The sequence below is a fragment of the Bacillus sp. FH genome, assembly GCF_052216825.1.
GTDB classification, from domain to species: domain Bacteria; phylum Bacillota; class Bacilli; order Bacillales; family Bacillaceae_G; genus Bacillus_A; species Bacillus_A paranthracis.
In genome coordinates, this window is record NZ_JBQOUU010000001.1 from 1,315,287 (window position 1) to 1,334,845 (window position 19,559).

The following is a 19,559-nucleotide window of genomic DNA, read 5'->3' on the forward strand; positions in this document are numbered from 1 at the left end:
ATTTTAAATTTACTAAATTATCAATAAATTCTGTTAATTTTTAAGAAAGTTTACAATCTCCTCCTATTAAAGTCATAAAAAAAGATCGAATAGATAACTATTCATCTATTCGATCTTTCATCTGTTTTAATATTTTCTTTTCAAGTCTTGAAACTTGCACTTGCGAAATACCTATTCGCTCTGCTACTTCTGATTGAGTTTGGTCTTTATAATAGCGTAAATATACAATTAAACGCTCTCTCTCATCTAATTCTCTAATTGCTTCTTTTAAAGCAATTTTATCAAACCATTTCGTTTCAGATTGATCTGCAATTTGATCTAAAATAGTAATTGGATCTCCGTCATTTTCATACACCGTTTCATGTATGGATGAAGGGGCACGACTTGCTTCTTGCGCCAGAACCACTTCCTCTGGCGTTAGTTCTAACGCTTCAGCTACTTCATTAATCGTTGGAGCCCTTCCGAATTCTTTCGAAAGCTCATCTCTCATCTTTCGAATTTTGTTTCCTGTTTCTTTTAAAGACCTACTTACTTTCACTGATCCATCATCACGTAAAAATCGTTGTATTTCGCCAATAATCATGGGAACTGCATATGTTGAAAATTTCACGTCGAAAGATAAATCAAATTTATCTACCGATTTTAAGAGTCCAATACATCCAATTTGAAACAAATCGTCTGGTTCGTATCCGCGATTAAGAAAACGTTGCACAACCGACCATACGAGACGCATATTACTTTGAACAATTGTATCTCTTGCTTGTTGATCTCCATCTTGACTTTTTTGAATTAACGCTTTTAGCTCGTGGTCCTTTAACTGAGGTTTCTTCTTCTCATTTTTGACCTCTATGTCCATAGGCTATTCTCCTTAATTGCATAGAGCGTTACTATTTGATAAGTATTTTGTCAAATGGATTGTTGTCCCGAAAGATTCGTTTGAAATAACTTCTACTTCATCCATAAAATTTTCCATGATAGTAAATCCCATTCCGGAACGCTCTAATTCAGGTTTAGTTGTAAAAAGGGGTTGTCTCGCTTCATCTAAATTAAAGATGCCAATCCCTTCATCTCGAATCGTGAGTTTCACCATTGCTTCTTCCAAAATTACAGAAATATAAACAACACCTTCTGCATTTCCTTCGTAGCCATGAATAATTGCATTCGTAACCGCTTCTGACACAACTGTTTTAATCTCTGTAAGTTCTTCCATCGTAGGATCTAGTTGTGCAATGAAAGCAGCTACTGTAACGCGAGCGAACGATTCATTTTGACTTAACGCTGAAAATTGAAGGTTCATTTCATTTCTCATTTATGCCACCCCCAACGTCGCGAGCGCATGCGCTTCACTTTCTTCTAAGCGAACAATTTTAAATAAGCCCGACATTTCAAATAAACGTTTAACAGGCGGTGAAATTGCACAAACAACCATTTCTCCACCTAATCCCTTTACATGCTTATATCGGCCTAATATAACACCTAAACCAGAACTATCCATAAACGATAAGTTCTCTAGGCTCAAAACAATATGATGAACACCATGTGTCTCAATCATATCTGTTACTTTCGTTCGCAACTCTTCAGCAGTATGATGATCTAATTCACCCGCTAGCCTCACACATAGGACGTCACGTTTTACTTCTAATTGCATGGAAAGACTCACACGATTTCCTCCTTATGCTCAAACTTTACTCATTTACATACATAAAGATTTTCGTGATACAACATAAGAATCCTTCCTACTGACAAAAGAAGAACTATTTCGCCATAAAGTGAAACCATTCAGCAATTATTTACTTACATACGAATAGAAAAGCGGCAAAATATTTGCCGCTATTTTGATGTTGAAAACATCCCAAAACTTCTTTTAAATAACTCCCACCAGCTCGCTGCAGCAACATCTTCTTTTGCTACAATTGTTTGTTTTAATAAAACATCTTGATCTTTTTTTATAACAAGTGTACCAAGCGCATCGCCCTTTTTAATCGGCGCTTTCACTTTCTTTTCAGCAATTACTTCTTGCTTTACCTTGTCCATATTTTCGCCCTTCTTCATAAGAAGAGATACATTATCTGATGCAACTAAATCTACTTTTTCTTTTTTCCCTTTTCCTACTTGGACAGTCTTAATTTTTTCGCCTCGTGTATACAATTTCTTTGTCATATATTGACCAAATGCGTAGTCAAGAAGCTTCGTTACTTGATTGTTCCGTTCTTTCGATGTAGGTGCTCCCATAACAACTGAAATAACACGCATCCCATTCTTTTCAGCCGATGCTGTTAAACAATATTTTGCTTCTGTCGTAAAGCCCGTTTTTACACCATCTACTCCAGGATAAAAACGCACTAACTTATTCGTATTAACGAGCCAAAACTTCTTATCCGTATCTTCACGTAAATAGTCTTCATATTTTCCTGTGTATTTGCGAATAAGTGGGTACTTCATCAATTCTTTCGCCATTATAGCCATATCATTTGCTGTGGAATAATGATCTTTAGCCGGAAGACCTGTCGGATTTTGAAAATGAGTATTTTTCAGTCCTAAATCTTTCGCTTTTTTGTTCATCATATTTACAAAACCTTCTTCTGAACCAGCGATATGCTCTGCTACTGCAACAGACGCATCATTTCCAGATGCAATTGCAATACCCTTTAGCATTTCATTTACGGTCATCTCTTCTCCAGGCTCTAAAAAGATTTGTGATCCACCCATTGAAGCTGCATGCTCACTTGCTCTCACTTTATCGGTCAGTTTTAGTTTTCCTTTTTCAACTTGTTCCATAATTAATAGCATTGTCATAATCTTCGTCATACTAGCAGGCGGTAATTTCTCATTTGGATTTTTATCAAACAAAACTTTACCTGTATCTTGTTCAATTACGATTGCTGACGACGCTTGTTCTGCTAACTTCGGCGTTGTTTCTTCTGTTTTATCCTGCTTCGTCTTCTCAGATTGTGCGAAACTAACTGAAGTACCAGAAAGCAATAACATGAAACAAACAAGTATTCCAAAAACTCGCTTCATGACTAACCCTCCATTCTATATCAAACCTATTTTTTCCAATTCACTGTTTTTTAATACCATATTTTTCTAACATTTTCAGTTGACAAACACATTTATCACCTTTATTGTATTAAGTGTATTACATGAAGTAGTACACTTAATACATGTCAGAAAGGAGACATTGCTCTTGCATATTCAACTTGATCCAAGAAGCAACACTCCGATATGGGAACAAATTGTTCAAAATATAAAAGAACTCGTATTGAAAAACATGTTAGCTCCAAGGGATAAACTTCCTTCTGTACGCGAACTCGCTTCTTTACTCGTTATCAATCCAAATACAGTGAGTAAAGCGTATCAAGAGTTAGAGCGACAAGGGATTATTGAAACATTACGAGGAAAAGGAACATTTGTATCCCAATCGATTACTCCAACATTAGACGAAAGGAAAATCGCTATGGTTGAAAAGCAATTTCATCAATTACTATTAGAAGCCTCTTATCTTGGTGTTACGAAAGATAAAATTCATGATTGGATAGATTCATACTATAAAGAGATTGGAGGAAATGCGGATGCTGAAAGTGACAAGCCTGAAGAAAATAATTGATAATCAAACAATTTTAGACGATGTTTCTTTCACATTACATAGAGGAAGTATCATCGGATTACTCGGAAGAAACGGCGCGGGGAAAACAACTTTATTACGAACGATGGTCGGCATTTTAGACCCTGATGCAGGGACTGTTACATATGAAGATACAAACATTCATCAATGTCCTGAAATAAAGCAAAAAATCGTATATGTTCCGGATTCTACTAACATATTGAACGGATATACAATAAAAGAAATTGTAAAGTTTTATAAAGCAGTTTATACCGCATTTGATGAAGCATATTTCTATGAACTGTTAGAACGTTTTAACTTACCAAACAAAAGAATTCGTAGTTACTCAAAAGGAATGAAAGCACTGCTCGCCATCATTTTAGCTGTTTCTACAAAAGCAGAATATATCATTTTAGATGAACCGACAAATGGACTTGATCCTATCGTGAAAAGGCAGATTTTACAGTTTCTCGTTGGAGAAGTTGCAGAAAAAGAAATTACCATTTTCATCTCCACTCACCATTTAGATGAAGTGGAACAAATTACAGATACAATCATTATATTAAAAGGCCATACTATTTCGTCTATTACATCACTAGACGATGCCAAATCACGATTTGCTAAAATCCAAGTAGCTTATGAACGTTCACTACCTCAAAAACTAGAAAACTTAAGCAATATTAAAATATTAAATCAAACAGGAAAAGTATATACAATCTTAATTGAAGGAAATGTGGCTACAACACTGGAAAAGTTTTATAAAGAACAACCACTGCTCATTGAAGAATTAACAATGTCACTTGAAGATGTCTTCGTTACGACACTGGAGGAGGATGGGTATGTTTCATAAAGCGTTATGGATGTGGAATTGGAAGCGCGGAAAATATGCTGTGTTACTATTCTTCTTTAGTTCGTTTTACTTGTTACCTTTTGGCTACTATAGAAGTGCTCAGCAACAACTTGATGCGTATTATGAATTACAAGAAAAGGGGAAACAGTATTATTATTTTTATATTTTTTCTTCAGGAGAAAGTAATAGTTTTTGGTTAACTATTCTTATTATCGCTTTAGCCTGCTTATTGATAGGATGGGAACGCAGCTACCAATCTAATACACTACTTATGACATTGCCATTTAAAAGAAAAGATGTTTTCTTATCAAAATGGGCTTTCGGTTCATTTTGTATTGTGGGCTCATTACTTATCAATTGGGTTCTTATGTATGTTATTTATAGAACAACGATTCATTTTGATTATCAATCTTTTAGTCCGTTTCATCGATACTTTCTTTATGCGATAGTTTCTTATGTTGCAGTCTATACAGCTTCCTTATGTATCGGTACTTTTACTGGAAGCATCGTTTCGCAGATTATTTTTTGTGTTCCATGGTTACTAGCAGGGGTTACATTTATTACATTACTATACACTTTTACAACTAACCATTTATACGCTGCAAATATTAAAAATGAAAACTTATATCGACAACTTTATGAAATCAATCAAAAAACAAATACAGCTGCACCAATTAGTCATTTTTCTATCAATTATTACTATGATCCGGAATCCCGTAAGATCGAGAACAATCCAACTGCTTTAAGAGATCCAGCATCTCATATATATTATTCAGCAAAATCAATGTTAGTTCCGATTTTTTATACATTAGTTTACTTACTACTTGGAACATATTTATATACAAGATCACCAAATGAAAACACTCAGAAGATATTTATGTTCCAAAAGAGTTTACCGATATGGATATGGGGCTCAACCATTTACTTTGCATTACTAGGCGGCTATAAAATAAACCATTTTAATTTCCTACCTAGTTACTATATCGGTTTGTTTCTAACCGGAATCATTACTTATGTTATATTATCACGCCTAACAAATTATAAAGTTTTTTAAAGGAGAGATCCTATGTTTCAAAAAGCACTGTGGCTAAGAACGTATCAACAAAGTAAATATGTTGTATGGTTATTTTGGCTCGTCAGCTTCTATACTTTGTCATATCAATACTATATGACTTCTATTCAAGAGCAACAATTTCTAAATGACAATAAAAAGTGGAACTATGTATATCATTACCATTTTGATTTAACACTTCTAGATTCTGTTCTGCTGTTAGGTAGTGTACTTATCGTTCTAGCTTGTACGTTAATTGGATGGGAAAGACAAAATAACGCTAGCGACTTGTTATGGTCTATGCCCTTTAAACGTTCGCACCTTTATATAACAAAGTGGTTATTTGGAATCTGTAATATCGTCGCAGTTGTCATTTTAAACTGGGGGCTATTTGCTATTATGAAAAAGTTAACTTTTCATAATAAATATCAAGTATTCTCTCCCTTTCATAGTTATTTTATATACATGTTAATTGTATTAATCGCTATTTATACAATTACCTTATGTGTAGGTACAATTACAGGGAATATTATATCGCAAGGATTTCTCACTACAACTATATTAATCTTTCCAGCTTTACTTCCATCACTTATCTCCGGAGTCATTGCTGTTCACTCAAACACTGAATTTCATGAAGACAACAGCCTTATACATGATGTGATGGAAAACATACGTATCTCTAGCCCAGCAGAAGATTTTCGTATTTACTTTAATTATGATCCACAGAGCGCTTATACTGATCAAAATGGAGTACGTCATAACGAACCAAACTTTACAAAGATTCCACCGGCAAAAACATTGATTGGACCTATTGCACATATTATTCTTTTATTACCACTCGGTATATATTTATATGCCCGTTCAATCAATGAGCGAAATGGTAACTATCTATTATATCCAAAGTTACAAAAGTTAGTAATGGCATGCGCTATTCTCTTTGGTGGGATTGTTGGAGGTTTAATACTAAGTCGAGCGCACTCATTGTCCAGCTTTTACATCGGATTTTTAGTAACTAGTTTCATTACGTATTTCTTCCTACCTAAAATATTAAAATGGAAAGTCTCTTGGAATTTTAAATAAAATAGCCTCCTCTCGATGAGGAGGTTATTTCACATTTTCTCTTCTTTTCCCATACTCTTTTTCTTGTTTCGTTCCAAACCCGTCACCATTTGCGACAATTTGATCTGTTGGAGCAACTATACTTTCAGCAATTCTCCATTCTCCACCTTGTTGAATAAACACTTGCATAAAATAATTCATTCCATTTAATTGATACGAATTTTCTTTTTTTACTTCATAACGCGCTGCAACATAATACACTTGCACATTCTCAGCCTCAAACTTAGAAATATATTGTGATAATCTCGGGATGTACTGTGATGCTTTCTGAAGTGGAAGTTGTTTTACTTTTACAAGAGAAGATTTCGTTACATTGCTTATCGTATCTTCATGCCGAATGTTATCACTGTGATGAAATAAAATAGCATTCTGCATAGAGCGAATCCATAGTTTTGAATATAAAACAGGTTGCTTATTTGAAATATGTTGTAATTCTTTTTGAACGACTTGAAGAGGTGTTGCGGCATCCGCGAATTGATGAAAGCAGAAAAAACTTCCAATCATAATGAAAAGCGTACAAATACGTTTCATTATTTTTCACTCCGATTCTTTTTAATTAAAGTATTGGAGTTTCAAAATGTTTTTATTCAAAAGAAAAAGGATAGGAAAGCTGTCGCTCCCTATCCTCATTTATTATAATACGCGGCCAAATAGCTCTAACACCATTTCTATTTCTTGGTCGCTCCAACCTTTAAATCTCTCTTTATAATATTCTTTTCGTACAGCTTCTAGTTTTTCAGTTACTTCTCTTCCGTGTTCTGTAATTTCTAAGTACACGATACGACGATCTGAATTAGAACGTTTTCTTTCTACTAATCCTTTTCGTACAAGACGATCTGTAACAGCAGTAATATGACTGGAGGTTACGTTTACTTCACTCGCAATTTGCGAAGCCATCTGTGGACTGTTTAAAAATAACGCGCGTAATACAGAAAATTCATTATATGGCATATGTTCTGCAAAACGTGTATTAATATCATTTTGTAATAAACGTATCATCTTTCGAAATGATCCGGATAACTCTAAAATCAGTGTTTCTCTTTTTTCGTTCACTAGCCTCGTCCCTTTTTTATCATATTTACACATATTATAATCTATAAATACCCTCGTTGTATATGCTTTCTTTCTTTAACATTCCCATTTATGTAACTTTTTCATACAAATTTCTTTTTTGTTCACACATATACATATAAAAAGGATGGTGATGGAAGATGCAAGGTGGAATGAATCCTTATTTACACAATGTACGCACAGCTAATACTGGTAAAGAAGCGACTATTACTGTACAAGGTGAGGGTGTTGTCAAAGCGAAACCAAATGTTGTTATACTAACACTTGGCATTCGAACTGATAGTAAAAATGTGAAACAAGCGCAAGAAGAAAATGCAGTACAATCAAAACAATTGCTGGATGCACTTAAACAGCTTGGTATCGCTGATAAAGATATAGAAACGATTTCTTATACGATCACTCCTCAATACGAGTATGTAAATGATAAAGCATTACTACAAGGATATCGGGTGGAACATTTGTATGAAATTACCGTTTTAAATGTACAAAAAGCAGGGGAAGTATATGATATAGCCGTTTCAAATGGAGCAAACGTAGCAAAAGGTTTACGGTTTCGAATATCTCACCCAAATAAATATTATGAGCAAGCTCTCATTCAAGCTCTGCAACAAGCTGTAGAAAAAGCTCGTGCTATTGCGAGTACATACAATTTAAACATTAATCCTGTTCCACTCTCATTCGTTGAAGAATCTGCTCAATTACCAAGGGAAGTCGCGTCCTATGCTACTTTACATGCACAAGCGTCTCCTCCCATTCAATCGGGAGAATTAGAAATCATTTCTACAATACGGGCGATTTTTACGTATTTATAAATAATTTCATTTATAAGTAAACGTTATCATTTTCCTTGTTGTAAAAACATGATGTTCTGATATAATAAAGGACGGTGAGCTCTTACGAAAGAGATATCACGGGTGGGAGAGGGATATGAAAAAGAAGGTTTAACATGAAAGGAATACTTGAAAGAACATTTAAATTAGGTTTACACGAAACATCACCAAAACAAGAAGTTTTAGCTGGAGTTACGTCATTTTTTACGATCGTATATATTATGATTGTAAATGCATCCATTTTATCCGATGCTGGCATTCCTCTTGAAGCTGGAATTTTAGCAACTGTTTTCAGTTCATTTGTCGGATGTCTGCTCATGGCATTTTGGGCAAATGCACCTGCTATTCTTGTCCCTGGTATGGGTGTAAATGCATTCTTCACGTACACTGCTGTCCATACGCTCGGATTAGCTTGGCAGGAAGCATTAGCAGCTGTCTTCATCTCTGGTATTATTTTTGCAATTGCTGCGTTTACACCAATCGCTCGCGTGCTTTCAGTATCGATTCCAAAGTCACTAAAGGAAGCTATCACTGTCGGCATCGGATTATTTTTAGCATTTATCGGATTGCAAAAAGGTGGTTTAGTCGTTTCGAATCCAAATACTGCTGTTGCAATGGGTAAATTAAGTAGCCCTGTCGTTCTTGCGACCGTGCTTACTCTTATCGTTGCACTCGTATTATTTATTCGTAACGTACGTGGAAACTTTTTATGGACGATTGCAATAGGAACTGGTATTGCATGGCTGTTTGGCCTTGTTGATACAAGTCAAATCGGAAATAGTTCATTCTCATTCGCTAATTACGGCGATGTGTTTGGGGCTATGTCATTTGGCAAACTTTCTTCCTTACCATTTTGGATTGCAACATTCTCCTTAAGCATGGTGCTTATTTTTGAGAACATGGGACTTCTGCACGGTTTATTAGAAGATGACCGTAAATTCCCACGTGCTTACCAAGCCAATGCAATTTCAGCAATGACATGTGGTCTATTTGGCACAAGCCCTACCGTATCAACAGTAGAGAGTGCCGCAGGTATTACTGCAGGCGGAAAGACAGGTCTGACGTCTATCGTTACAGGGTTGTTATTCTTTGCATCACTGTTTGCACTTCCGTTTGTCAAACTAATTCCTGATAGTGCCATTGCACCAATCTTAATTATTATTGGCGGCCTGATGATTACAAGCATTCAACAAATTCCTCTGAACGATTTTTCAGAAGGATTTCCAGCATTCTTAATTATCGTCATGATCCCGCTCACATATAGTATCGCTGATGGCATTGCGTTCGGATTTATTGCTTATCCTATCTTAAAAGTTGCTCTTGGAAAGCGTAAAGAAGTCGCACCGTCTATGTATATCATTACATGCTTATTCTTAGCCATGTTCGTATTACATGCTATTGGTTAAGTAAAAACACCGAGGAATTTTCCCTCGGTGTTTTTTACTTAAACCATCCTTTTTTATAAAACCAAGCCATCATGCCGCCACCAATTAGTGCCATAATAAGTAAACAAATAAAATAACTATATTGTCCACCGAGCTCTGGCATATGCGTAAAGTTCATTCCATATACTCCCGCAATAAATGTTAATGGCATGAAAATAGTCGAGAATACAGTTAATGTTTTCATAATGTTATTCATATGATGCGAGTTTAATGAAAAATAGCTATCTCGAATATCTGCTGTTAACTCCCGGCTTGCTTCAATCATTTCGGTCAATTTAAGCAAATGATCATGTATATCTTTAAAATAAATTTCATGATCACTTATACCGTAAAAACGAGTCGAATTTAAAATACGATACAATAAATCACGCATCGGAATAATTGTACGTCTTAACTTCGATAAATCTGCACGTATATCAAATACTTCTTCTAGTACACTTCCTGCCGTTTCACCCGTTAAATTATCATCAATTGCATTTAAATGATCCTCAATGTAATATACAGGCGCAAAATAGTCATCTACAATTTGATCGATAATTGTATGCGCTACGTGCAGGGGACTATTTTTAATACGCTTCTTTTCTCCAAGCGTTTTCCATACTCTTTCAATTGCATTGTTATGAGAAAAGTGGAAAGAAACAATATAACGATCACTAATAAATAAATCAATCTCGTGAGGTTCTAATCCATCCTCACCAAATGCATGAAGAACTAAAAAGTTATATCCATCATAAAAATCAACTTTTGGCCTCTGTACATATTCTATGCAGTCTTCAATTGCAAGGGGATGGAACTTAAAATAATCTTGCAAAATGTATGTATACTCTTCTTTCGTTGGCTTATATAAATCTAGCCAATACCATACAATATGGTCTTTCTTTGTTTCCTCTAGCGAAACATCATATAATACTTCATCTGTTTTTGTTATTGCACAAATTCTAATCATATTTTCACCCATTATTATTATAAACAAAAAATAGTAAAAAAAGCCAAGGAGAAACACTCCCTGGCCCTTCTTTATTATTCAGTAACGATGCCGTGCACTAATGTTGGTGCATCTACATGCTCTTTAGAGATCTTCATGTTCTCATAAATTTTTGCTTTTACGTCTTCTACATTTTCACGGTTTGCGTAAATGGTAACAAGGGATTCACCTTTTTTCACGCTGTCCCCTACTTTTTTACGAAGCATTAAGCCAACTGCTAAATCAATTTCAGATTCCTTCGTCGCACGTCCTGCTCCTAAAAGCATTGCTGCTGTTCCGATTTCATCTGCAACGATTTCTGATACATAACCGTCTTCCTTCGCTTCCACTTCAATTTTAAATTGTGCTTGTGGTAATTTAGAAGGATCATCAACAACAGATGCATCGCCACCTTGCGCTGATAAGAACGTTTTAAATGATTCTAGCGCCTTACCGTTGTTCATTACTTCAATTAATTTCTCACGTGCATCTTCTAGAGATGAAGCTTGTCCAGCAAGGTATACCATTTGACTTCCAAGCGTTAAACATAACTCTTCTAAATCTTTCGGTCCTTTACCTTGTAATGTATCAATTGCTTCTTGTACTTCAAGTGCGTTACCAATAGCCTCACCAAGTGGTTGACTCATATCAGAAATAACAGCCATCGTATTACGACCAACGTTATTACCAATGCGCACCATTGCTTCTGCTAAACGTTTTGCATCTTCATCTGTTTTCATAAATGCACCTGCTCCAGTTTTTACATCAAGAACAATTGCATCTGCACCAGCAGCAATTTTTTTACTCATAATTGAGCTTGCAATAAGCGGAATTGAGTTTACTGTTGCCGTTACATCACGAAGTGCATACAATTTTTTATCCGCAGGTGTTAAGTTTCCACTTTGACCAATAACTGCGATTTTATTTTCATTTACAAGACGCATGAATTCATCATTTTCGATTTCAACATGGAATCCTGGAACTGCTTCTAATTTATCAATTGTACCACCAGTATGTCCTAGACCACGTCCAGACATTTTTGCAACCGGTACACCTAAAGCGGCTACTAATGGACCTAATACAAGTGTTGTTGTATCACCAACGCCACCTGTCGAGTGCTTATCTACTTTTACTCCTTCAATAGCTGATAAGTCGATTGTATCACCGCTATTTACCATTGCCATCGTTAAATCTGCACGTTCTTGATCGTTCATATCTTGGAAGAAAATTGCCATTGCAAGTGAACTTACTTGATAATCAGGAATATCACCATTTGTATATCCTTCAACAATAAAGTTAATTTCTTCTGTCGTTAATGCATGTCCGTCACGTTTTTTTGCAATTAGGTCCACCATTCTCATTGTGAGGTCACCCCTTCATTTGTTTTACGATTGCTTTTACTAATGCTAAGAAGTTAGCTTTAACACGTTCTGTCGTTTCGATTACTTCATCGTGGTGAAGTGGCTGATCTAAAATACCAGCTGCCATATTTGAAATACAAGAAATACCAAGTACTTTCATACCAGCGTGACGCGCTACAATTACTTCAGGTACTGTTGACATACCAACTGCATCTCCACCAAGTGTGCGAAGCATACGAATTTCAGCAGGTGTTTCATATACAGGACCTGTCATTCCAACGTATACACCTTCTTGTACTTTAATATTTAAGTCTGCTGCAACTTGTTTCGCCATTTCGCGAAGCTCTACTGTATATGATGTAGACATATCAGGGAAACGTACACCCATTTCAGAATCATTTGGTCCGATTAATGGATTTGTACCCATGAAGTTAATGTGATCTGAAATTAACATAAGATCGCCTGGTTCGAATGATGTATTTACACCACCAGCTGCATTTGTTACAACAACTGTTTCTACTCCTAGTTCTTTCATAACACGAACTGGGAATGTTACTTTTTGCATATCATATCCTTCATAGAAGTGGAAACGTCCTTGCATTGCTACTACTGTTACACCTTGAAGTGTACCGAATACTAGTTGACCTGCATGGCCTTCTACAGTGGAAACTGGGAATTCAGGGATTTCACTGTAAGGTACTGTTACTGCATTCTCGATTTCATCTGCTAATACACCTAGTCCAGATCCAAGGATTAGTCCTACTTGTGGTGTCTCTTGAAATTTCTCTTTTAAATATGAAGCTGATTTTGTAATAAGTTCACGATTCATTTGTTTATCCCCCTATTTCTTTAGCTCGTTTAAGAAGCTTGTTCCGTATTCTGGCATTTTCACACCGAAGTTTTCTGCTACAGTTGCACCAATATCAGCAAATGTTTGACGAAGTGGTAACTCTTTTCCGCCTTCTTTCATGCTTGGGCTATATGCTAATAACGGTACATATTCACGTGTATGATCAGTACCATGATGCACTGGGTCATTACCGTGGTCTGCTGTAATTAATAATAGATCATCTTCTTTTAGTTTTTCGAATACTTCTGGAAGACGTGCATCATATTCTTGCAGAGCTTCTCCGTATCCTTGTGGATCACGACGGTGACCGAATAATGCATCAAAGTCAACTAAGTTTAAGAAGCTAAGACCTGTAAAGTCCATATTTAATGTATCTACAAGCTTATCCATTCCATCCATGTTAGACTTCGTACGAAGTGATTCAGTTACCCCTTCACCATCATAGATGTCAGAGATTTTACCGATAGCAATCACATCATAATCACTATCTTTTAATTCATTCATTACTGTACGGCCGAATGGTTTTAATGCATAGTCATGACGGTTCGGTGTACGTGTAAAGTTTCCAGGCTCACCAACGAATGGACGAGCAATAACACGGCCTACCATGTACTTCTCATCTAACGTTAATTCACGTGCAATTTTACAAATTTTATATAACTCATCAAGCGGCACTACCTCTTCGTGTGCTGCGATTTGTAGTACACTATCAGCAGAAGTGTAAACAATTAAAGAGCCTGTTTCCATTTGTTCTTGACCAAGTTCATCAAGAATTTCAGTTCCAGAAGCTGGTTTATTACCGATGATTTTACGGCCTGTTTTTTCTTCTAATTCATCAAGTAATTCTTTTGGGAATCCTTCTGGGAACACTTGGAATGGTGTATCAATGTAAAGACCCATGATTTCCCAGTGGCCTGTCATTGTATCTTTACCAGTAGATTTTTCTTGCATTTTTGTATAATATCCAAGTGGTTTTTCTACTTTAGAGATGCCTTTCATTTCACGAATGTTACCAAGACCTAATTTCACCATGTTAGGCATTTGTAACCCATTCATATGTTCAGCAATGTGACCAATTGTGTCAGATCCTAAATCACCAAATTGTTCAGCATCTGGTGCTTCACCGATTCCAACAGAGTCCATTACGACTAGGAATATACGTTTATATTTATTCATAACTGCGACCTCCTATAAGTTCAGTTCTACTTCTTGTAGTATGTTCAAAACGCTATAAAGTGAAACTGTTCTCCATAAGAATTATCTTTCGTTCTCATTATCAAACAGTACTTCTTTAAATCATTCTCTAACCTATTTCGTTTACCTTGAAACGACTCAAAAACATTTCTAGTTTTTTCTAAGTCAGATGTCAGACATCTGATACTGATATCATAACATGTTTACGCTTTCTTTTTAATACATTTTCGTAGAATTTCTCATTTTCTTCACACTTCTATTGTAATCCATTATGCACAGAAGTGCTAATCATTTTATGATTTATTTCTTCATATAAAGTGAAATTTTAATCAGTGGCGGTTTTGTTCTTTCCCACTAATCATTTTCAGAATAAAAATAAAAAAAGCAGCTCTAAAGAGCTACCTTTTTATTTTACTTCTACTGTTTCTTCTTTATGTTCATGCAATTCGCCTTTTTTAACATGAACTTTCACTTTGTAAGAACCCTTTTCTTTGAAAGTATGTTTCGTTTCATACTCCCCTTTATTTCCTTCTTTTGCTGGAATGAATTCGTGTTTTTCCACACCATCTTTCCAAATCTCAAGTTGTACTTCAGCACCAGTTAAAGCTTCTTCTTTTTGTTTTAAATGAACTTTCATTGTTGATTCAGCATTTGCTTTTATGTCACCAGCCATAAGGTGAATCATTGTATCGCTTTTATGATCACCATGTCCTGCACCATGATCACTATTTTCTTTTTTCGCATCTTCTACTTTCGCATTTCCTACAGCCACTTTTACTTCTGGCATAACATGCATTTCACGCGCATTTGTGTGAGCGATAATATGGTATACGCCATCCGTCTCGAACGTTTTCTCTACAGCATAAACACCTTTTCCTTTATGCTTACCTTCTAGCATCTCGTGCTTTTCGTCGCCAGCTTTCCAAATTTCAAACTTTACATCATCAGCATCTGTTACCTTTTCTTTTCCTTGTGTAACAAGTGCTTGTACTTCTGTTTTTTCACCAGGTTTAATTTCTTTCGGATTTGTTTGAACTGCTACTTTTACAGCTTCTAGTTTCTGTTCTTTTTTCGGTTCTTCTTTGTTTGTATTACAGCCAGCCAATGCTAGCATCGCGATAAATAAAGTCATAATAAGTTTTTTCATCATCATTTCCTCCTTCATACTTTATTTAGTATAGAGGAAATACATTGTAATATTCTAGTCTTCTGCTGAAAACAATGTACGAAATGTTTGTGAAGTTTCTGTGAAGTGCTATAGCCTTTTGAATCTATGAAAAAAGAGCATAGTACCTATGCTCTCGGATGAAACTGTTTATATACATCTTTTAATCTAGTTTTTGAAACATGCGTATAAATTTGTGTCGTTGAAATATCTGCATGTCCAAGCATTTCTTGCACAGCACGTAAGTCTGCTCCATTTTCTAATAAATGCGTAGCAAAAGAATGACGCAATGTATGAGGTGTAAGCTCTTTTTCAATATTTGCTTCTTTCGCTAATCGTTTTAAAATTTTCCAAAATCCTTGTCTTGATAATCGATTGCCATGATGGTTTAAAAAGAGTGCATCTACTACTTTTTTCCCCATCAATTCTCTTCTTCCCTTTTCAATATACTTTTGAATCGCTTCCGTCGCTAAACTTCCTAGTGGAATAATTCTTTCTTTATTCCCTTTCCCTATGCATCGAACAAATCCCATCGTTAAATGTACATCTTCTAAATTTAATGCAATTAATTCTGAAACACGAAGTCCTGTTGCATACAATAACTCTAGCATCGCTTTATCACGAACCCCAAAAGCGCTCGTCATTTTTGGTGTCTGCAGTAATGCCTCTACTTCATCAACTGACAATACTTTCGGTAATTTCCGTTCTCCTTGCGGCGTTTCAATATGTACGGATGGATCGTGCTCTACCGCTCGTTCCCGAAGTAAAAATTGGTGAAACGAACGAATCGATGCAATATGACGTGCTAATGTTTTCGAAGATTTTCCGTTTTCTTTTAAGTGCTGCAGAAAGTTAACAATGTGCAAGCGTGTCACTTCGTGAAAGCTTTTCGCTTGTTCTACATTTTGCAAATACTTTACATAACTTTTTAAATCACGTTCATAAGATACTACTGTATTTTTCGCTAGTCCTTTTTCAACAACCATATAATGAATAAAATCTTTTAATTGATCTTCCAATCTACACTACTCCCCATTTTCATAGAAAAACATCATTCTATTTACGAAAGCATCCTTTGCCGGCTCTTCATTCCCTGATACTTTTTCTACAGTCTCTTCTTTTGGCTTTTCATAACGATGATAGCTTTCATATTCTTCATTTATCCATAGTATAGCGAAATAAAACAAAATCGTACAACTTGTAAATAATAAAAATACTTTTATCCCATCAAAAGTTAATTTTAAAGCTCGGCGCATTGTAAATTCCTCCAAAATATAAGTTATTACAACATATGCCAAGCTTTCACCAATTTATACCTTATTCAAATAAAAAACCTCTTCCTAGTTAAATAGGAAAAGGTTATTTTTCATCCGTTTCATTTTCTTGACAATTTTTACAAATCCCATGGAATGTTAAACGATGATCCTTCACCTTAAAGCTCCAGTCATGTTCTACTTTCCTTTCCACTTCACCAAGTAAATCTTCTTGTATTTCTTGTACAGCACCACATTGTGTACAAATCAAATGATGGTGGAAACGCTGCGCACCTTCTTGGCGTAAGTCATAGCGTGAAACACCGTCTCCGAAGTTAATCTTATCGACAACTTTTAACTCAGATAATAGTTCTAAAGTTCGATAGACGGTTGCTAATCCGATCTCTGGCGACTTTTCTTTTACAAGGAGGTAAACATCTTCTGCGCTTAAATGATCTTCTTCATTTTCTAGCAGCACACGAACTGTTGCTTCACGTTGCGGTGTTAATTTGTAGCTCGCTGCATGTAATTGCTTCTTAATTCGTTCAATTCTTTCTTCCATTCGGTACTACTCCCTCCTCGCCACTCTTACACCATTATATCAGAAGAAGGGCTTCTGTCAAAAGAAAAACAATAAAAACAAATTGATAATTATTCTCATAAAGTATTTATTGTTTATTAATAGCCTCAACGACTTCTTTCATTAAAACTGGTGATGCATAAGCCTCTACACTAGAAGCAAGAGCTAACACCGCTCCAATTACAAGAAAGAAGCATGTATAACGGATCAATAATGGTAATAGCGGCTCAGTTATTTTTCGGATAAATTGATGCCTAATCATGCGTAAGGAAAAACTTGCGGCAATTGTTGTCATAACGAGAAATACTGGGATGATAATGAGATTTTGTGGCAATACAGAAACGAATGCTAATAATAATCCATTCCATCCATGCTGACTTACTAAGAAACCTACTGTAAATCCGACAACTACTCCTTTTGCAAATAATAAAATAAAAATGAGTGGTAATCCAATAATTGAAATCCCTAAAATCCAAATAAATCCAATGTATTTTAATTGTGAAAAGTAACTTTCTCGAAACATTTCGCCTGCAATAGCAAATTCTCCTTTAGAAACTTGTCCAAAAAAACGTTGCAAATAAAATGATAAATCTTGTTTTTGATTTAATTGTAAACTATTTACAAGAATTGCTCCAAATATTACTCCCATCAATAACAAAACAGCGTTAAATATATATAATGAAGAGTTTTCCTGTATGTGAGACATTACACGGTCTTGCCAAGTTTTTCTCCACATTTTTCTTCCCTCCGTTCACACTCTTACTAAAAATGTATGAAAGAAAGAAAAAAGTATGACGAATTAACATTGAAATTCCGCTCTACTTTGCTAAACTAAAAAGTAGAGAATAGGAGGGATTTCTCTTGAAACCATTATTATTAGATTTTCCAACATTATTTCAAACTGAACGCTTACAGGTTCGTAAGCCATTTCCAGGTGATGGTGCAGAAGTGTATGAAGCAATACAAGCTTCTCTAGAAGACTTAGTACCGTGGATGCCAATTAACGCTGAAACAGAAGAAAGTGCTGAAGAAATCGTTCGTAACGCTCACGGACAGTTTTTACTTCGTGAAACACTTGATTTTCACTTATACGATAAAGTATCTGGTACATTCATCGGAGCTATAACGCTCAAGCCTGAAAACTGGGATATTCCAAAGTTTTCACTTCACTTCTGGCTACATAGCGCTTATACAAAACAAGGCTATATGACCGAAGCTGTGAAAGGTGCCATTCAATTTGCCTTTGATAAGCTAAGCGCTCGAAGAATTGAAATTCGTATTGATGCAACAAATACAAATGCATGTAACTTAGCAGAACGTTTAGAATTTATTCTAGAAGGTACAATGGAAAATGATTTCATAGCACCAGATGGTAGCTTACGTGATGCACGCGTATATGCAAAAATTAATTAAAAACACTCGCCTTTGGCGAGTGTTTATTTTTGTAGTTGTAAATATTGTACTGCAAACATCGTCTTCGCATCGTGAATACGAAGATCTTTCATAAGAGTAGTTGCTTCTTCTAATGATACTTCCATTAATTCCACAAACTCGTCTTCATCTAACGCAGCTTTATTTTCTTTTTTCGTCAAACCTGTCGCTTTATATACATATAAAATTTCATCTGCAAATCCTGGAGATGTATAGAAAGAAGTAATAAGCTCCATATTTTCACATACATAACCTGTTTCCTCTTCTAATTCACGAACTGCTGTCACCTCAGGTTTTTCACCTGGTTCTAACTTGCCAGCCGGAATTTCTATAATCGCCTTTTCAAGCGCTTTACGATACTGCTCAACAAGCACAATTTTCCCCTCATCAGTAATAGCAATAATAGCAACTGCACCAGGGTGATTTACAATTTCACGTTTACTCATTGCTCCATTTGGTAATACTACATCATCAACACGAACTTTTATAACTCTACCATCAAAAATCGGCTCAGTTTTTACTGTTCTCTCTGCAAGATTACTCATACTACTTCATCTCCCTGTTCTATTTCCTATTCTTTCCTCATACATTTTACCACATTGAAAGGAGCGTGATAGAAATGAAAGTTTATATTTTACCAAATCGCGTCACTTTAGTCGGAAAAGCATGGCAAATTCGCCATAAGCTAAAACAATATGGCAAAGAGTATACAACTGTACAAGAGTGGATTACAGCAACTAAAAAGTAAACGTTTGTCAACCTCTTTTCCCTTGCGTACAATAAGGAGAAGG

At 35.6% G+C, this 19,559-nt stretch carries 24 protein-coding genes; 8 read left to right on the top strand and 16 right to left on the bottom strand.

Annotated elements, in window-relative coordinates; all coding sequences use genetic code 11:
- Window positions 1-97 precede the first annotated feature (97 nt).
- From sigF to dacF, 4 genes are all read right to left on the bottom strand, one after another.
- A complete protein-coding gene (gene sigF / locus ACTT1L_RS06920; protein WP_000350729.1) occupies window positions 98-856 on the bottom strand; it encodes an RNA polymerase sporulation sigma factor SigF in 759 nt (252 codons plus the stop codon).
- Window positions 857-868: 12 nt separating this feature from the next.
- Window positions 869-1,309: an anti-sigma F factor gene (gene spoIIAB / locus ACTT1L_RS06925; RefSeq protein WP_001243400.1), complete on the bottom strand. Its 441-nt coding sequence runs from the start codon at window positions 1,307-1,309 to the stop codon at window positions 869-871.
- Window positions 1,310-1,660 carry an anti-sigma F factor antagonist gene (gene spoIIAA / locus ACTT1L_RS06930; protein WP_000059133.1) on the bottom strand — a complete coding sequence of 117 codons (351 nt, stop codon included), beginning with the start codon at window positions 1,658-1,660 and terminating at the stop codon, window positions 1,310-1,312. It abuts the gene before it with no gap.
- 170 nt (window positions 1,661-1,830) lie between these two features.
- Window positions 1,831-3,021, bottom strand: a complete 1,191-nt coding sequence (gene dacF / locus ACTT1L_RS06935) for a serine-type D-Ala-D-Ala carboxypeptidase DacF (protein ID WP_000831986.1) — start codon at window positions 3,019-3,021, stop codon at window positions 1,831-1,833.
- A 166-nt stretch (window positions 3,022-3,187) separates the two neighbouring features.
- Here dacF and ACTT1L_RS06940 point away from each other — a divergent pair, with 166 nt between their 5' ends.
- From ACTT1L_RS06940 to ACTT1L_RS06955, 4 genes are read left to right on the top strand one after another with little or no spacing between them, the layout of a single operon-like run.
- Entirely contained in the window at window positions 3,188-3,607 is a 420-nt protein-coding gene (locus tag ACTT1L_RS06940) for a GntR family transcriptional regulator (protein ID WP_074539908.1), read from the top strand.
- Window positions 3,573-4,454, top strand: a complete 882-nt coding sequence (locus tag ACTT1L_RS06945; RefSeq protein ID WP_442821838.1) for an ABC transporter ATP-binding protein — start codon at window positions 3,573-3,575, stop codon at window positions 4,452-4,454. Before ACTT1L_RS06940 ends, ACTT1L_RS06945 begins: the two co-directional genes overlap by 35 nt.
- Window positions 4,444-5,508, top strand: a complete 1,065-nt coding sequence (locus ACTT1L_RS06950; RefSeq protein ID WP_074539910.1) for an ABC transporter permease subunit — start codon at window positions 4,444-4,446, stop codon at window positions 5,506-5,508. Before ACTT1L_RS06945 ends, ACTT1L_RS06950 begins: the two co-directional genes overlap by 11 nt.
- Before the next feature lie 12 nt (window positions 5,509-5,520).
- Window positions 5,521-6,585 carry an ABC transporter permease subunit gene (locus tag ACTT1L_RS06955; protein ID WP_442821839.1) on the top strand — a complete coding sequence of 355 codons (1,065 nt, stop codon included), beginning with the start codon at window positions 5,521-5,523 and terminating at the stop codon, window positions 6,583-6,585.
- A 24-nt stretch (window positions 6,586-6,609) separates the two neighbouring features.
- Here ACTT1L_RS06955 and ACTT1L_RS06960 read toward each other — a convergent pair whose 3' ends face one another.
- The gene (locus tag ACTT1L_RS06960) at window positions 6,610-7,155 is read right to left on the bottom strand and encodes a hypothetical protein (RefSeq protein ID WP_442821840.1); all 546 of its coding nucleotides are present in this window, start codon (window positions 7,153-7,155) and stop codon (window positions 6,610-6,612) included.
- Between the two features lie 102 nt (window positions 7,156-7,257).
- A complete protein-coding gene (locus ACTT1L_RS06965) occupies window positions 7,258-7,677 on the bottom strand; it encodes a MarR family winged helix-turn-helix transcriptional regulator (RefSeq protein WP_001003315.1) in 420 nt (139 codons plus the stop codon).
- A gap of 158 nt (window positions 7,678-7,835) precedes the next feature.
- On the opposite strand from ACTT1L_RS06965, the gene ACTT1L_RS06970 reads away from it, so the two are divergent.
- Window positions 7,836-8,507 carry an SIMPL domain-containing protein gene (locus ACTT1L_RS06970; RefSeq protein ID WP_001161455.1) on the top strand — a complete coding sequence of 224 codons (672 nt, stop codon included), beginning with the start codon at window positions 7,836-7,838 and terminating at the stop codon, window positions 8,505-8,507.
- Window positions 8,508-8,641: 134 nt separating this feature from the next.
- Window positions 8,642-9,931, top strand: coding sequence for an NCS2 family permease (locus ACTT1L_RS06975; RefSeq protein ID WP_071741827.1), 1,290 nt, complete (start codon window positions 8,642-8,644; stop codon window positions 9,929-9,931).
- 34 nt (window positions 9,932-9,965) lie between these two features.
- On the opposite strand, the gene corA is transcribed toward ACTT1L_RS06975, so the two are convergent.
- From corA to spoIIM, 9 genes are all read right to left on the bottom strand, one after another.
- Window positions 9,966-10,928 (bottom strand): magnesium/cobalt transporter CorA, encoded by a 963-nt coding sequence (corA, locus tag ACTT1L_RS06980; RefSeq protein ID WP_033674161.1) that lies wholly within the window; start codon window positions 10,926-10,928, stop codon window positions 9,966-9,968.
- A gap of 62 nt (window positions 10,929-10,990) precedes the next feature.
- Entirely contained in the window at window positions 10,991-12,295 is a 1,305-nt protein-coding gene (locus ACTT1L_RS06985; RefSeq protein ID WP_001243079.1) for a pyrimidine-nucleoside phosphorylase, read from the bottom strand.
- 7 nt (window positions 12,296-12,302) lie between these two features.
- Window positions 12,303-13,124, bottom strand: coding sequence for a purine-nucleoside phosphorylase (locus ACTT1L_RS06990; RefSeq protein ID WP_001078446.1), 822 nt, complete (start codon window positions 13,122-13,124; stop codon window positions 12,303-12,305).
- Window positions 13,125-13,136: 12 nt separating this feature from the next.
- Complete coding sequence (gene deoB / locus ACTT1L_RS06995) at window positions 13,137-14,321, bottom strand: phosphopentomutase (RefSeq protein WP_001046082.1); 1,185 nt, start codon at window positions 14,319-14,321, stop codon at window positions 13,137-13,139.
- 424 nt (window positions 14,322-14,745) lie between these two features.
- A complete protein-coding gene (locus ACTT1L_RS07000) occupies window positions 14,746-15,489 on the bottom strand; it encodes a FixH family protein (RefSeq protein ID WP_001993299.1) in 744 nt (247 codons plus the stop codon).
- 143 nt (window positions 15,490-15,632) lie between these two features.
- Entirely contained in the window at window positions 15,633-16,523 is an 891-nt protein-coding gene (gene xerD, locus ACTT1L_RS07005) for a site-specific tyrosine recombinase XerD (RefSeq protein ID WP_000390084.1), read from the bottom strand.
- Between the two features lie 6 nt (window positions 16,524-16,529).
- Window positions 16,530-16,760: a YqzK family protein gene (locus ACTT1L_RS07010; RefSeq protein WP_001250432.1), complete on the bottom strand. Its 231-nt coding sequence runs from the start codon at window positions 16,758-16,760 to the stop codon at window positions 16,530-16,532.
- 103 nt (window positions 16,761-16,863) lie between these two features.
- The gene (gene fur / locus ACTT1L_RS07015) at window positions 16,864-17,319 is read right to left on the bottom strand and encodes a ferric iron uptake transcriptional regulator (RefSeq protein ID WP_000392655.1); all 456 of its coding nucleotides are present in this window, start codon (window positions 17,317-17,319) and stop codon (window positions 16,864-16,866) included.
- A 106-nt stretch (window positions 17,320-17,425) separates the two neighbouring features.
- The gene (gene spoIIM / locus ACTT1L_RS07020) at window positions 17,426-18,043 is read right to left on the bottom strand and encodes a stage II sporulation protein M (RefSeq protein WP_223290733.1); all 618 of its coding nucleotides are present in this window, start codon (window positions 18,041-18,043) and stop codon (window positions 17,426-17,428) included.
- Window positions 18,044-18,198: 155 nt separating this feature from the next.
- On the opposite strand from spoIIM, the gene ACTT1L_RS07025 reads away from it, so the two are divergent.
- A complete protein-coding gene (locus ACTT1L_RS07025) occupies window positions 18,199-18,750 on the top strand; it encodes a GNAT family N-acetyltransferase (RefSeq protein ID WP_000803491.1) in 552 nt (183 codons plus the stop codon).
- A gap of 23 nt (window positions 18,751-18,773) precedes the next feature.
- On the opposite strand, the gene ACTT1L_RS07030 is transcribed toward ACTT1L_RS07025, so the two are convergent.
- The gene (locus ACTT1L_RS07030) at window positions 18,774-19,313 is read right to left on the bottom strand and encodes an NUDIX hydrolase (protein ID WP_000067038.1); all 540 of its coding nucleotides are present in this window, start codon (window positions 19,311-19,313) and stop codon (window positions 18,774-18,776) included.
- Window positions 19,314-19,387: 74 nt separating this feature from the next.
- On the opposite strand from ACTT1L_RS07030, the gene mciZ reads away from it, so the two are divergent.
- Window positions 19,388-19,516, top strand: coding sequence for a Z-ring formation inhibitor MciZ (gene mciZ, locus ACTT1L_RS07035; protein ID WP_000870299.1), 129 nt, complete (start codon window positions 19,388-19,390; stop codon window positions 19,514-19,516).
- Window positions 19,517-19,559 lie beyond the last annotated feature (43 nt).

Excerpts from the sequence above, each read along its gene's own strand:
- fur (WP_000392655.1), bottom strand. The coding sequence starts at position 17,319 with ATGGAAGAAAGAATTGAACGAATTAAGAAGCAATTACATGCAGCGAGC.
- ACTT1L_RS06990 (WP_001078446.1), bottom strand. The coding sequence starts at position 13,124 with ATGAATCGTGAACTTATTACAAAATCAGCTTCATATTTAAAAGAGAAA.
- corA (WP_033674161.1), bottom strand. The coding sequence starts at position 10,928 with ATGGGTGAAAATATGATTAGAATTTGTGCAATAACAAAAACAGATGAA.
- spoIIAB (WP_001243400.1), bottom strand. The coding sequence starts at position 1,309 with ATGAGAAATGAAATGAACCTTCAATTTTCAGCGTTAAGTCAAAATGAA.
- ACTT1L_RS06960 (WP_442821840.1), bottom strand. The coding sequence starts at position 7,155 with ATGAAACGTATTTGTACGCTTTTCATTATGATTGGAAGTTTTTTCTGC.
- ACTT1L_RS06955 (WP_442821839.1), top strand. The coding sequence starts at position 5,521 with ATGTTTCAAAAAGCACTGTGGCTAAGAACGTATCAACAAAGTAAATAT.
- ACTT1L_RS06985 (WP_001243079.1), bottom strand. The coding sequence starts at position 12,295 with ATGAGAATGGTGGACCTAATTGCAAAAAAACGTGACGGACATGCATTA.
- ACTT1L_RS07030 (WP_000067038.1), bottom strand. The coding sequence starts at position 19,313 with ATGAGTAATCTTGCAGAGAGAACAGTAAAAACTGAGCCGATTTTTGAT.
- ACTT1L_RS06970 (WP_001161455.1), top strand. The coding sequence starts at position 7,836 with ATGCAAGGTGGAATGAATCCTTATTTACACAATGTACGCACAGCTAAT.
- ACTT1L_RS06950 (WP_074539910.1), top strand. The coding sequence starts at position 4,444 with ATGTTTCATAAAGCGTTATGGATGTGGAATTGGAAGCGCGGAAAATAT.
- spoIIM (WP_223290733.1), bottom strand. The coding sequence starts at position 18,043 with ATGTCTCACATACAGGAAAACTCTTCATTATATATATTTAACGCTGTT.
- ACTT1L_RS06975 (WP_071741827.1), top strand. The coding sequence starts at position 8,642 with ATGAAAGGAATACTTGAAAGAACATTTAAATTAGGTTTACACGAAACA.
- mciZ (WP_000870299.1), top strand. The coding sequence starts at position 19,388 with ATGAAAGTTTATATTTTACCAAATCGCGTCACTTTAGTCGGAAAAGCA.
- ACTT1L_RS07000 (WP_001993299.1), bottom strand. The coding sequence starts at position 15,489 with ATGATGAAAAAACTTATTATGACTTTATTTATCGCGATGCTAGCATTG.
- ACTT1L_RS06945 (WP_442821838.1), top strand. The coding sequence starts at position 3,573 with ATGCTGAAAGTGACAAGCCTGAAGAAAATAATTGATAATCAAACAATT.
- sigF (WP_000350729.1), bottom strand. The coding sequence starts at position 856 with ATGGACATAGAGGTCAAAAATGAGAAGAAGAAACCTCAGTTAAAGGAC.
- deoB (WP_001046082.1), bottom strand. The coding sequence starts at position 14,321 with ATGAATAAATATAAACGTATATTCCTAGTCGTAATGGACTCTGTTGGA.
- ACTT1L_RS07010 (WP_001250432.1), bottom strand. The coding sequence starts at position 16,760 with ATGCGCCGAGCTTTAAAATTAACTTTTGATGGGATAAAAGTATTTTTA.
- dacF (WP_000831986.1), bottom strand. The coding sequence starts at position 3,021 with ATGAAGCGAGTTTTTGGAATACTTGTTTGTTTCATGTTATTGCTTTCT.